Annotated in this window: 11 protein-coding genes; 6 read left to right on the top strand and 5 right to left on the bottom strand. The window is 62.8% G+C overall.

Annotated features, from left to right (window positions below; genetic code table 11):
- From JMF90_RS07820 to JMF90_RS07830, 3 genes are all read right to left on the bottom strand, one after another.
- A partial coding sequence (locus JMF90_RS07820) for a TSUP family transporter (protein WP_201325021.1) occupies positions 1-284 on the bottom strand: 284 nt, incomplete at its 3' end.
- Positions 285-559: 275 nt separating this feature from the next.
- Positions 560-1,135, bottom strand: a complete 576-nt coding sequence (locus JMF90_RS07825; RefSeq protein WP_011548547.1) for a DUF488 family protein — start codon at positions 1,133-1,135, stop codon at positions 560-562.
- Positions 1,132-1,359, bottom strand: a complete 228-nt coding sequence (locus JMF90_RS07830; RefSeq protein ID WP_011548546.1) for a DUF2945 domain-containing protein — start codon at positions 1,357-1,359, stop codon at positions 1,132-1,134. Before JMF90_RS07830 ends, JMF90_RS07825 begins: the two co-directional genes overlap by 4 nt.
- Before the next feature lie 239 nt (positions 1,360-1,598).
- On the opposite strand from JMF90_RS07830, the gene JMF90_RS07835 reads away from it, so the two are divergent.
- Positions 1,599-1,778 carry a hypothetical protein gene (locus tag JMF90_RS07835; protein WP_124675975.1) on the top strand — a complete coding sequence of 60 codons (180 nt, stop codon included), beginning with the start codon at positions 1,599-1,601 and terminating at the stop codon, positions 1,776-1,778.
- A gap of 376 nt (positions 1,779-2,154) precedes the next feature.
- Positions 2,155-2,445, top strand: a complete 291-nt coding sequence (locus tag JMF90_RS07840; protein ID WP_011548544.1) for a DUF4148 domain-containing protein — start codon at positions 2,155-2,157, stop codon at positions 2,443-2,445.
- Between the two features lie 75 nt (positions 2,446-2,520).
- On the opposite strand, the gene JMF90_RS07845 is transcribed toward JMF90_RS07840, so the two are convergent.
- Together JMF90_RS07845 and JMF90_RS07850 are read right to left on the bottom strand one after the other, a co-directional pair.
- Positions 2,521-3,693 carry a porin gene (locus tag JMF90_RS07845; RefSeq protein ID WP_011548543.1) on the bottom strand — a complete coding sequence of 391 codons (1,173 nt, stop codon included), beginning with the start codon at positions 3,691-3,693 and terminating at the stop codon, positions 2,521-2,523.
- 74 nt (positions 3,694-3,767) lie between these two features.
- Positions 3,768-5,117: an MFS transporter gene (locus JMF90_RS07850; RefSeq protein ID WP_011694456.1), complete on the bottom strand. Its 1,350-nt coding sequence runs from the start codon at positions 5,115-5,117 to the stop codon at positions 3,768-3,770.
- 703 nt (positions 5,118-5,820) lie between these two features.
- Here JMF90_RS07850 and JMF90_RS07855 point away from each other — a divergent pair.
- From JMF90_RS07855 to JMF90_RS07870, 4 genes are all read left to right on the top strand, one after another.
- Complete coding sequence (locus JMF90_RS07855) at positions 5,821-6,798, top strand: helix-turn-helix domain-containing protein (protein WP_011548540.1); 978 nt, start codon at positions 5,821-5,823, stop codon at positions 6,796-6,798.
- Between the two features lie 215 nt (positions 6,799-7,013).
- On the top strand, positions 7,014-9,728 hold the full coding sequence (gene mdeB, locus JMF90_RS07860; protein ID WP_011694457.1) for an alpha-ketoglutarate dehydrogenase: 2,715 nt from the start codon (positions 7,014-7,016) through the stop codon (positions 9,726-9,728).
- 135 nt (positions 9,729-9,863) lie between these two features.
- Positions 9,864-11,225, top strand: a complete 1,362-nt coding sequence (gene aceF, locus JMF90_RS07865; protein ID WP_201317175.1) for a dihydrolipoyllysine-residue acetyltransferase — start codon at positions 9,864-9,866, stop codon at positions 11,223-11,225.
- A 274-nt stretch (positions 11,226-11,499) separates the two neighbouring features.
- A partial coding sequence (locus JMF90_RS07870; protein WP_201325022.1) for a biotin/lipoyl-containing protein occupies positions 11,500-12,167 on the top strand: 668 nt, incomplete at its 3' end.

A 12,167-nucleotide genomic window follows, 5' to 3' on the forward strand; every position in this document is an offset into this window, starting at 1 on the left:
ACGACGGCGGTTTTGAGCAGCAGCAGCCCGCCGAGCGCGCCGCCGATCACGCTGATCACGAACAGCGCGCGAAACGACAGCGTGCCTGCGCCGCGGACCATCTTGCGGCTTGCCCAGCCGGTCGTGACCTGGCCGGGAAACAGCGCGACCGTCGACGTGATGTTGGCCGCGAGCGGCGACATCCCCGATACGATCAGCGCCGGTAGCGTGACGAATGAACCGCCACCCGCGAGGGCATTCTGGAGACCGGCCCACAGGCCGGCGAGGATGATGAGGACGAGCATCGGTGCGCAGGAAGGGTAGCGTGGCAGGGCGCGCCGGCGGCGAGCGCGAGCGCGAAGGTGGCCCGATGGTAATGCAGGATCGCGTCCGCGCAAAGGCGGTGCGTGCGCTCCGTTTCAGACGCGCACGGGCGGCCGCCGTGCGGCGGCGCATCGGCCGGCTGCGTCAACCGGTCGTGTCAACCCGTCGCATCAACCAACCGCGTCACCCAACGGCGTCACCCAACGGCGTCAACCAACGGCGTCAACCAGCCGGCGCGGGCAGCGCCGACGCCCGGTCATTCGTTCGATTGCGCCGCGGCATCTTCCTGCGTATCGCCGTCGGCGTCCGGATAGACGATCGCACCGTCATCGCGGACCGTCGCGCCGGCCGTGATGCGCGCCGGCTCCACACGATTCAGGCCCATGATGTGCAGCACCGTCTCGCCGCGCGCGAGCAGGTAGTCGGACACGATACGCCGGTGACAGCGCCACCAGACGGCCTCCGAACACATGAGCGCGCAGCGCTGCTGCTCCCCGAGCGCGATCAGCCGCGCGAGGCCGGCGCGGAATTCCGGCGACAGCGCGTAGTCGGCGTACCGATGGAAGCTGCGGTTCGTCCAGAAGCCGTTGAGTGCGTCGGGCACGTCGCGCGACTTGCCGCGCAGCCCGCCGAGCTCGGCGATGTGCTCGTAGCCGATGTCGGCAGCGGCCAGCGCGTCGGGCAGCGTTGCCTCGTTGAACTGCGGGTTGGTGCGCGAGCGCGTCATCTTGCGGATATCGACGAGCAGCGTGATGTCGACGGCCCGCAGCATCGCGACGAGTTCGTCGAGCGTGCGGTTCGAATGGCCGATCGTGTAGAACGGGAGCGTCACGTGCGCTCCTTGCCGGCGACGCGTTCGAGCACGCGGCCGCGATGCGCGGCGATGTGGTCGGTGCGATCGCTTTTGATTTCGTATTGGGGATCGTCGGGCGACGCGCGATGACGATGGCCCTTGTAGTCGAAATCCTGCGTGTGCACCGCGATGATCGTGCCGGTCACGTAACCGGCTTCGGAATTCCAGCGGACATGGTCGCCCGGTTCGAACGGCGTCGTCATGCGTGAGCCTCCTCGTGGTGATGCTCTTGCGATACGGCCGCAAGCGGCGGGTGGAGCGAGCCACGCCAGTATGCACGTCGCCGCGCTTTCGCGCGTGCGAGGTGCATCGTGTGGGGCCTCGGTCAGGCTCGTCCATGCAATCTGCATGCCCCGTATCGACGTCTGAAGTGACATTTTTACTTCGCGAACGTTGACGACTTTGCTTTGGCCGACGGCTCGACGACGATCAGGCGAAGCAGATGAAAGTCGATCCCGATCCGATCGTCCGGCATTTGGCGCTGTCTCCGAACGACCGCCTCGAATCGGCGCGCGGTTCGGCAATGGACCGCCGACAGGACATCGTGCATCAGCAAAACTCTGGCAGTTTTTGCAGATGCGTTGTCATCTTCCACAAATTCATGCTGGCTGGATGTCGATAAAGTACGCATCACGCAGACGCTTCAAAGCACCGACGTGCCGGGTTCCCGTGCTTCGACCCGGTAGTGAACAAGCGTTGTGCGATGTCGATGGCCGCGATGCGTCATGAACCCATGATGCAGCGCTTCGAGCGCTGCTCAGCACCATCGACGGATTGCCGAGAGATCGACCGTAAGGTCGGGTCAGATTGGGGAGTTAATCATCATGAAACTTGTCATTTCGAAAGTCGCAAAGGCAATCGTGTCCGCGTGCGCCATTCAGAGGGCCGACGTCATGGTCTGCAATTCGGCGGGACAGCAGATCCCGTACGTCATGTTGTTCACCATGTATGGCTTCGTCTGAGCGCGGCGCCACGGCCTCACAAGGAAGGAGATTCTCATGCGCACGACAATTGCAGCGATACTCTGGTTCGTCACGTGCATCCCGTTTGCCGCGAGCGCCGGTGTAGTCGATGCGGGCTGCGCCGCGGCCGTGGTCACGAGCGGAAAGACGCGCGCCGAAGTGCGGGCCGAACTCGTTCAGGCAGAACGCGACGGCTGGATTTCGACTCACTCGCCCAGGCAGCGGACCTATCCGCCCGATATGGCGCAGGCTCGCCGGAATCGGGATGTCCGCGATGCAGGCGCGGTGGCGACGCCATCCTTGCAGGCGTCGAACCAGCAGCCTTGAACAATGACCCTGGCGTCCGCATGCTGGCGCTGCAATATCGCTGCATCGTCATGTAGGCTCCAGGGCGAGCCACGCTCAGAACTTATGTCGTATAGCGAGCCGATAAACCATCTGGTGGTTATTCGACGAATCTCCGGAGCCGCCGATGTTGGCGACGGCTGGCGCGCCCGTCGACGATGTGCCCGAAGCGCGCTGCCAGCCGCCGGAGAAGTACACGTCGGTACGCTTCGACAGCAGATAATCCAGCGTGAACGCCACCTGATTGTAGTGCTGGTTGCCGACGGCATTGCCTTGTGCCGTCGTGACGCTCCGCGCGTTCATGTAGTCGTACGCGACGCCGACGAAAAAGACCGGCGTGACACGGTAGTTCAACCCGATGTCGTAGTTGTTGAAGACGGCGGTACCGTTCATGAACCCCGCACCGAGATTGGCGTATTGAACGTTCGAATACGATGCGCTGATCGTCGCGTTTCCGATCGTGTAGGCCGCCGCGATGACGGCGTCCTGATAGGCCTGCGCGACCTGATAGGCCGAGTTCAGAGAGGAGGCCAGCAGATTGAAGCCGCTTGCATAGTTGGTGAACCATCCGTTGCCTGGCGTCGAGGTCGGGTGTTTGAAGTAATCGAACGCCGCGCCGATCTGAAGCGGACCGTGTGTGTAACCGACTCCAAGCGAATAGCCCGACATCGACGTGAAGTCGCCGGGTACGCCGCCAAGGCTATATTCGACGCCAAAGGAGAAGCCGCGGAAGTCCGGGCTCATGTAGCGCACGGAGTTGTTGAATCGCACGCTGTTGCTGGTGTTGTCGAAATCTCCCGGATGCGCGCTCGGCAGGTCGCCAACCGCCGCGGATCCGGCAAGAAACTCGGGGAAATACCACACCATGTCGTATTGACGGCCGGCGGTGAGAGAGCCGTAAGTGTCGCTGCTCAGTCCGACGAAAGCCTGCCGGCCGAACGCCGTGCCGCCCTGGGCAAACTGTCCGTTGTTCACGTTGATGCCGGACTCGAGCGTAAAAATCGCCTTGAGACCGCCACCCAGGTCTTCCTTGCCGGTCAGCCCCCAGCGGCTGCCGTCGATGCCGTCCAGCGAGTCCATGTAGACGGCTTTGCCGCCGCCTACGTTGGTCTGGTAATGAATGCCGTTGTCGATCTCGCCATAGAGTGTGACGCTGCTCTGGCTATGCGCGACGGAACTGGCCAGCCCCACGAGCGAGCCGACAATGATTTCGATTTTTTTGGTTTTCATGAGATCTCCGCAATCAAAAGGCCATACAAAAGAACGGTTCACTTGACGTTCATCGATTCAGCGAGCGGTACCGGTCAGGCCGAAAAGGATTTCTTCAGGCCGTTCTTCGTCAGGCCATAGCAAGCGCCCATCAGCGCCACGCAAGCCGCTGCAATGAGGATTGGCGCGGCTGCCACGCGAAACATCGCGTCGACGCTCCAGTTGTTCGCGTACAGGACGCCCGCGAGGTAAGTGCCGCCCGCGGCGCCGAGCCGACCGAATCCGTAGGCCCACGCGACGCCCGGGGCGCGCAATTCCGGGCTATAGAACAGCGTGCACAACGCGATCGCGCAGGTTTGTCCGCCGCTGATGCAAAAGCCGCAAAAGAAGATCGTCGTGAGTAAAGCGAGATGCGATGAGCCGATCGCGATGGAGATTGCGTACATCGACACGGCGCCGCCGACGTAGACCGCGGACAGAATTCTGTAAGGGCTCGTGCGATCCATGATGGGTCCCATCAGCAGACTGGCCACCATGCCGCCGATGATCACGGTGATGGTCGCCCAGACCACGAGCGCGGGTGGGAACGAGATGGACGCGAGAACGGTCGGCAGCCAGCTCTGCAGAAAATAGAACGCGGCCAGGTTGATGGCGAATACGGCCCACAGCAGGAATGTCCCCACGCGGAATTGTGCGGAGAACAACCCGAGCACACTTGCGTCTGCCGGCTTCTCTTCGTGAGTGACCAGTTCGCTGTCCGCTTGCAGCGTGAAATCGGGAAAGAGGCGCTTGGTTGCACGAAGCAATTCACCGGGCTGCGCGTTCGCCGACAGGTAGGCCACGGATTCCGGCAGCAGCGGGACGAGCAACACCGTCAAGCCGACTGCCGCGAGCCCGCCCAGCCACAGTGGGCCTTCCCAGCCGAACCGCGGGATCAACGCGCTGCTGCAGATGCCCGCGAAGATGAACCCCAGCGCATATCCCATGTAGACGAGAATGACGAAAGTCGCGCGGGTTCTCTTCGGGCTGAATTCCGAAACGAGGCCCACCGCGCAAGGCGTGGCCGCTCCGAGCCCGATGCCGGTGAGGAACCTCAAGGCGATCAGCTGCGGCACGCTGGTGGCAAAGACGGTCAGGACGGTGAACAGGCCGAAAGCAGCGGTTGCCACGAAAGCGATCTTCTTCGTGCTGAAGCGTCGGGTCGCGAACGGAATGCCGAAATTGCCGATCAGCAACCCGAAGAACACCGCTGAAAAAATCGCGCCGAATACCGCCTTGGGCAGTTGCCATTCTTTCGCGAGAACGGGCACGATGAAGCTGATGACCTGGGTGTCGAAGCCGTCGAAAAGCATCAGCAGCGCGCAGAAGGCGACGATGAAATACTGCCTCCTGCCGATTCTGCGACTGTCGATGATGTCGTAGACGTTGATTTTCCGTATTTCCACATCGTTCTCCTCGCGTTAAAAGAAAAGGTTTTACTTCGGGTATTGCATTTTCTTGCCGGGTTAAAGGTGGTGGCGCGAATGGGCGAGCATTCGGTGCCATTAAAATGGGATTGAAGAATCGACGATTAATGCGACGAATACTTGATAAATTTACGAAGCTGATTGTTGATGCAAATGCGGCGGCCCGGCGGATTCGATCGACGACCGTGCCGTCCCGTCCCGAACGGGGCGAGCGCCATGCACAATGGTGCGGCGCCATCGTCCGTTCGGTATTGGTGTGAAAAAACTGTCTCGCTTGATTTATTATTCCGTCGCTCCGTATTTCATTGCGTTTGAAGAAATCCGGGGCGCCGGGATCGTGAAGTCATCTTGATTGCACGGAGAAATATTGCCGCAGTCCAGGCAGTATTTATTATTCTTGTGTTGCCGCGGCGGTGCTCCGTTCGGCAGATTGTGCGGTGAGAGCGGTCGATCGAAGCGTAATTCGCGGTCGGTGGCCCGCTGAACTTCGCGGTGCCGTCCACGCCGATCTGCTCGACGCCATCGTGGGGTTCGCCCGGCTCGTCGAGCGTGCACGTGACGCGCCACAGCCCATGTACGAAGCACAATCGGGGCCGAACCGGACTGCATGGGCATCGACACCGTCGAACCGCTCACGCGCGAGCCCGGACGTCGGGCGTCCGGGAAGGGGCGGTCTCGCGCAATGAAGTCGTGGCGCCATTCCAGCGTGGCACGTGATGCGGCTGTGCCTGCTTATGCTTCGCATCGTTCGCCACAATTTCAACATGTCGCTAGAATGCCCGATATGAACCGTTACGTTAGCCTTCCTGATTTTGCGGATCCGGACGCGATCGATCGGCCGGCGGTAGCGATGTGCATGCACGTCGACGAGCATGCTGCCGAAATTCCGGTTCACAAGCATCAGAAGGGGCAGCTGGTGCTGGCGTTGCACGGCGCCGTGACCTGCCGGGTCGCGGGCGCGTTCTGGATCGTCCCGCCGCAATGCGGCGTCTGGATTCCCGGCGAGATGCCGCACAGTAACCATGCGACACCCAATGCCCGGCTTTGCTATCTGTTCGCCGAGCCCGGTGTCGTCGACTTGCCGACGGAGTGCTGCACGCTGTCCATTTCGCCGATGCTGCGCGAAATGATTCTGCATCTGGCCGGTGCGCCGCTCGACTACGAGCAGGGCGGCCATACCGACCGGCTTGCGCGCGTGCTGTTGCATGAGCTGACGTTGATGCCGGTCGAGCGCCTCTATCTGCCGGTTACGGATCATCCGCGCATCCGGCAGATGGCGGACGCATTGAACGCCAATCCCGGCGATCGCAGCACCGTCGCGCAATGGGCGAAGCGTCTCGCCATGAGCGAGCGTTCGCTGGCAAGACTCGTCGTCAGTGAAACGGGACTGACCTTCGGCCGCTGGCGGCAGCAGTTGCAACTGCTCGTTGCGGTGCGCGAGCTTGCCGGCGGCGCTTCCGTGCAACGCGTGTCGGACGAGCTCGGCTATGAGTCGGTAACCGCCTTCATCACCATGTTCAAGAAAGCGCTCGGGCATTCGCCAGGCCGCTATTTCGCCGCGCTGGCTCGCACGCAATCGGAGGCCGGGCTCGCGCCGGCGGCTGCGACCGAGATGGACGACCGAGCGGATGGCGCAGCGGACGTTGTGGGCGATGCATGAAGCCGCGCCTTCGCCCATTTTCCCGCCCGTGACGCCGGGTTCTCCATGCGAGACCGCGCGCATCGAATAGAAATGCTGTAGATCGCGCATTCCGCAGAAGACACTGCAGCCGATACCGCTTTGGCGGCCTTCAATACGACCACACATTCTGCGGCATCCCCCGTAATCTTTGCGCACTCGCCACTGAACTCGCATTGCTTTTACGGAGTTGCAAGATGACCGACTTATCGACGGGGACACCCTCGATCCTTTCCCTGGGCCAGACGAAAGTCGACGACGACCCACTCGAAACCGCCGAATGGCTCGATGCGCTCGATGGCGTGGTTCGGCATGCCGGTGCCGAACGGGCTCAGTACCTGTTCGATCGGCTCGCGGCCCACGCGTCGTCCAACGGTATCGCAACGGCGCGCCTCAATGTCACGCCCTACGTGAATACGATCGCCGTCGCTCAGCAGCCGCCGTATCCGGGAGACTTCGATATCGAAGAAAAGCTTGCCGCCGCGCTGCGCTGGAATGCGCTGGCCATGGTCGTGCGGGCCAATCGCGCCTACGGTGAACTCGGCGGGCATATTGCCAGCTATGCGTCGGCGGCCGACCTGTTCGAAGTGGGCTTCAATCATTTCTTTCGCGGCGCGAACGATGCCAACGGTGGCGATCTCGTCTATTTTCAACCCCATTCCGCGCCGGGCGTTTACGCGCGGGCTTACCTCGAAGGTTTTCTCGACGAAGCGCATCTCGAGCATTACCGACAGGAAATCACCGGTGCGGGCCTGTGTTCCTACCCGCATCCGTGGCTGATGCCGGACTTCTGGCAGTTCCCGACCGGCTCGATGGGCATTGGGCCGATCAACTCGATCTACCAGGCGCGCTTCATGCGCTATCTGCAGAACCGCGGACTGCAACGCACGGAAGGCCGCAAGGTGTGGGGCTATTTCGGCGATGGCGAAATGGACGAACCCGAGGCGATCGGCGCGCTGTCGCTGGCCGCGCGCGAGCGGCTCGACAATCTCGTGTTCGTGATCAACTGCAATTTGCAGCGGCTCGACGGACCGGTGCGCAGCAATGGCCGCATCATCGACGAACTCGAGGCGCAGTTTACGGGGGCGGGCTGGAACGTCATCAAGGTGTTGTGGGGTTCGGACTGGGATCCCCTGTTCGCACGCGATCGCAGTGGGGCGCTGTTGCGCGCGTTCGCGCACACCGTGGACGGCCAGTTCCAGACTTTTTCCGCCAACGACGGTGCCTACAATCGTGACCGCTTTTTCGGTCAGAACGCCGAACTGGCCGCACTCGCCGCGCATCTGAGCAACGACGATATCGACCGCCTGCGGCGCGGCGGCCACGATGTGCGCAAATTGCACGCTGCCTACGACAAGGCGTCGAAACACAGCGGGCAACCTACGGTGATTCTCGCGAAGACGATGAAGGGCTTCGGCATGGGCTCGATCGGCCAGGGGCGCATGACCACACATCAGCAGAAGAAGCTCGACATCGAACAGTTGAAGGCGTTTCGCGACCGCTTTCGCCTGCCGCTCTCCGACGACGATGTCGAACAACTCAAGTTCTACAAGCCGGACGAAAGCAGTGCCGTCATGCAGTATCTGCACGCGCGCCGTGCGGCGCTGGGCGGCTACCTTCCGCGCAGGCGCACAGCGGCGTCGCACGCGCCGGCCGTGCCCGCGATGTCGTCGTGGGGACGATTCGCGCTCGATACCAACGACAAGGAAATGTCGACCACGATGGCGTTCGTGCGCATGCTCGGCAACCTGTTGAAGGACGCCGAGCTGGGGCCGCGTGTGGTGCCCGTCGTCGCCGACGAGGCGCGCACCTTCGGCATGGCGAATCTGTTCCGGCAAATCGGCATCTATTCTCCGCTCGGTCAACTGTACGAGCCGGAAGACATGGGTTCGATGCTTTATTACCGTGAGGATACCGGCGGCCAGATTCTGGAAGAGGGCATCTCCGAGGCGGGCGCGGTGTCGTCGTGGATTGCCGCGGCGACGTCATACAGCGTGCACGATCTGACGATGCTGCCGTTCTATATCTACTACTCGATGTTCGGTTTCCAGCGCATCGGCGACCTGATCTGGGCGGCTGCCGATCAGCGCGCGCGCGGTTTCCTGATCGGCGCGACGGCCGGCAAGACGACGCTCGGCGGTGAAGGTCTGCAGCATCAAGACGGCACGAGCCACCTCGCGGCCTCGACGATACCGAACTGCCGCGCGTACGATCCGGCCTTCGCGTACGAAGTGGCGATGATCGTCGACGAGGGCATGCAGGAGATGATCGCGCGTCAGCGCGACGTCTTTTACTACATGACGGTCACCAACGAAAACTACGCACAACGTTCGTTGACTGAAGCGGATCTCGATCGCGTCCGTAGCGGCGTGCTCAAGGGGATGTACGTGCTGGAGCCCGCGCAGATCGAGATCGCGCAGGTGCAGTTGCTCGGCTCGGGCGCGATTCTCGGTGAGGTCCAGGCCGCGGCACGGATGTTGAAAGACGACTGGAATATCGACGCGGCCGTCTGGAGCGTGACGAGCTTTACCGAATTGCATCGCGACGGCGTGTCCGCGGAGCGTGCGCAGCGGCTACTGGATCACGGCGAGCCTGCGGTGCCCTACGTGACGGCCGCCCTGGGCGCCGCACGTGGACCGGTGATCGCCGCGACCGACTATGTGCGCGCCGTGCCCGAGCTGATCCGCGCGTATGTACCGTCCCGCTACGTCGTGCTCGGCACCGACGGCTTCGGGCGCAGCGATACACGTGCGGCGTTGCGTGCGTTCTTCGAAGTGGACCGTGCGTCGATCGTGATCGCCGCGCTGAAAGCACTCGTCGACGAGGGCCGGCAGGACCCTGACGTCGTGCGTCAGGCGATCGACCGATACGGGCGAAGCGGAACCGGGCTGACCGAACCCTGGCTGGTCTAGCACCCGTTGACCGGTGAGCGTCGTGCGAGCGGCGCGCGAAGTGGCTGCTCGAAGGCCTTGCGCGTCCATCGGTCCATCGCGGGAAATCCGATCGAATCAAGTGCGTCCGACCTGATGAAGAGGGGGCGTTGACTGTTGAAATGCTTGCTGTTGGAGACGAATGTGCGGGTGACACGAATAGAAGTGCCGGATATCGGCGATTACAAGAACATCCCCGTGATCGAAGTTCTGGTGGGAGTCGGACAACGCGTCGAACGGGAGCAGTCGCTCGTCGTGCTCGAGTCGGACAAGGCGACGATGGATGTGCCCAGTCCCACCGCTGGCGTGATCAAGGAGATGAAGGTCGCCGTCGGCGAGACGGTGTCGCAAGGCACGTTGATCGCGCTGCTCGACAGCGACGGCGAGCGGCAGGACGACGCGGCGCCTGTGCCTCCGGCCGCCTCGGCTGCGCGCGATCTCGCGTGTCCGTCGGCGAATGTCGCGACAGGGCTGGTGCCGGCGCTTGCGCCGGCGCCCGAACTGAACTCCGCATCCGCGCCATTGCATCACGCGCCGGCGCGCGAAGGCGAGCCGTCTCGCGCCAGCCACGCATCGCCGTCGGTGCGCAAGTTCGCGCGCGAGCTCGGCGTCGACGTCGCGCGCGTGTCGGGCAGCGGCCCGAAGGGCCGCATCACCAAGGACGACATCACGGGCTTCGTGAAGGGCGTGATGTCGGGCCAGCGCGCGGCGCCGGGCGCGGCAGCCGCGCCGGCAGGCGGCGGCGAGCTGAACCTGCTGCCGTGGCCGAAGGTCGACTTCGCGAAGTTCGGCCCGTTCGAGCCGAAGCCGCTGTCGCGCATCAAGAAGATCTCGGGCGCGAACCTGCATCGCAACTGGGTGATGATCCCGCACGTCACGAACAACGACGAAGCGGACATCACCGAGCTCGAAGCGCTGCGCGTGCAGCTGAACAAGGAGCACGAAAAGGCGGGCGTGAAGTTCACGATGCTCGCGTTCGTGATCAAGGCGGTGGTGGCCGCGCTGAAGAAATTCCCGACCTTCAACGCGAGCCTCGACGGCGACAACCTGGTGTTCAAGCAGTACTACCACATCGGGTTCGCGGCCGACACGCCGAACGGTCTGGTCGTGCCGGTGATCCGCGATGCGGACAAGAAGGGCCTCGTCGACATCGCGAAGGAAATGGCCGAGCTGTCGAAGGCCGCGCGCGACGGCAAGCTCAAGCCCGATCAGATGCTGGGTGGCTGCTTCTCGATCTCGTCGCTCGGCGGGATCGGCGGCACGCACTTCACGCCGATCATCAACGCGCCGGAAGTGGCGATCCTCGGGTTGTCGCGCGGGCAGATGAAGCCGGTGTGGGACGGCAAGCAGTTCGTGCCGCGGTTGACGATGCCGCTTTCCCTGGCGTTCGATCATCGCGTGATCGATGGCGCCGAAGCCACGCGGTTCAATGCTTATCTTGGCGCGTTGCTCGCGGATTTCCGTCGCATCATTCTTTGATGAGAAGAGGGGCTCGCGGGGGCGTGCGTTTTTGTCGGTGCGCCCCGTACTGTCGTTGAACCTGTTTTGCATACGGTCTGCTAGCGTCGCCCCTGCGCGGGGCGGCGGTTACTTTTCTTTGTCTTCCAAAGAAAAGTAACCAAAAGAAAGGCGCGTCCTTGGGCGGACAGCAAAGGTGGTTCTGCCCAGGTTCGCGTTCTCTTGTCAGGCCGTGGCCGGTTCATCGCGCGAGTTTCCATTCCCTCTCTCCGTAGCCAACAAGAAGGGGACGTACATGAGTCTCATCGAAGTCAAAGTTCCAGATATCAGCGATTTCAACGGCATCGATGTCATCGAAGTCAACATCAAACCCGGCGACGTGATCGAAAAAGAGCAAACGCTCCTCACGCTCGAATCCGATAAGGCATCCATGGAAGTGCCCAGCCACATCGCAGGCACCATCAAGGAAATCAAAGTCAAAGCCGGCGACAAAGTCTCCCAAGGCACCGTGATCGCACTCGTCGAAGCGTCCGCAAACGCCACCGCACCGGCGAAAGCACCAGAGCCCGCCAAGCCCGTCGCGGCCGCGGCACCGGCTGCGGCTCCGGCACAGGCCGCAGCCGCAGCCGCTGCCGCTCCGGCGCCGCAAGCCGGCAGCTACGGCGGCTCAGCCGACATCGAGTGCGACATGCTCGTGCTCGGCGCCGGCCCCGGCGGCTACTCGGCCGCGTTCCGCGCCGCCGACCTCGGCATGAAGACGGTGCTCATCGAACGCTATTCGACACTCGGCGGCGTATGCCTGAACGTCGGCTGCATCCCGTCGAAAGCGCTGCTGCACACGGCGCTGGTCGTCGAGGAAGCCGCAGCGCTCGCGTCGCACGGCATCACGTTCGGCAAGCCCCAAGTCGACCTCGACAAGCTGCGCGACTTCAAGGGCGGCGTCGTCAAGAAGCTGACCAGCGG

The sequence above is a fragment of the Burkholderia sp. E168m23 genome (assembly GCF_016586125.1).
Classification (GTDB): domain Bacteria; phylum Pseudomonadota; class Gammaproteobacteria; order Burkholderiales; family Burkholderiaceae; genus Burkholderia; species Burkholderia orbicola.

Bases quoted from the DNA above. Each gene is read 5' to 3' on its own strand.
- mdeB (WP_011694457.1), top strand. From the start codon at position 7,014: ATGACCGACTTATCGACGGGGACACCCTCGATCCTTTCCCTGGGCCAG.
- JMF90_RS07830 (WP_011548546.1), bottom strand. From the start codon at position 1,359: ATGACGACGCCGTTCGAACCGGGCGACCATGTCCGCTGGAATTCCGAA.
- JMF90_RS07835 (WP_124675975.1), top strand. From the start codon at position 1,599: ATGAAAGTCGATCCCGATCCGATCGTCCGGCATTTGGCGCTGTCTCCG.
- JMF90_RS07845 (WP_011548543.1), bottom strand. From the start codon at position 3,693: ATGAAAACCAAAAAAATCGAAATCATTGTCGGCTCGCTCGTGGGGCTG.
- JMF90_RS07840 (WP_011548544.1), top strand. From the start codon at position 2,155: ATGCGCACGACAATTGCAGCGATACTCTGGTTCGTCACGTGCATCCCG.
- JMF90_RS07855 (WP_011548540.1), top strand. From the start codon at position 5,821: ATGAAGTCGTGGCGCCATTCCAGCGTGGCACGTGATGCGGCTGTGCCT.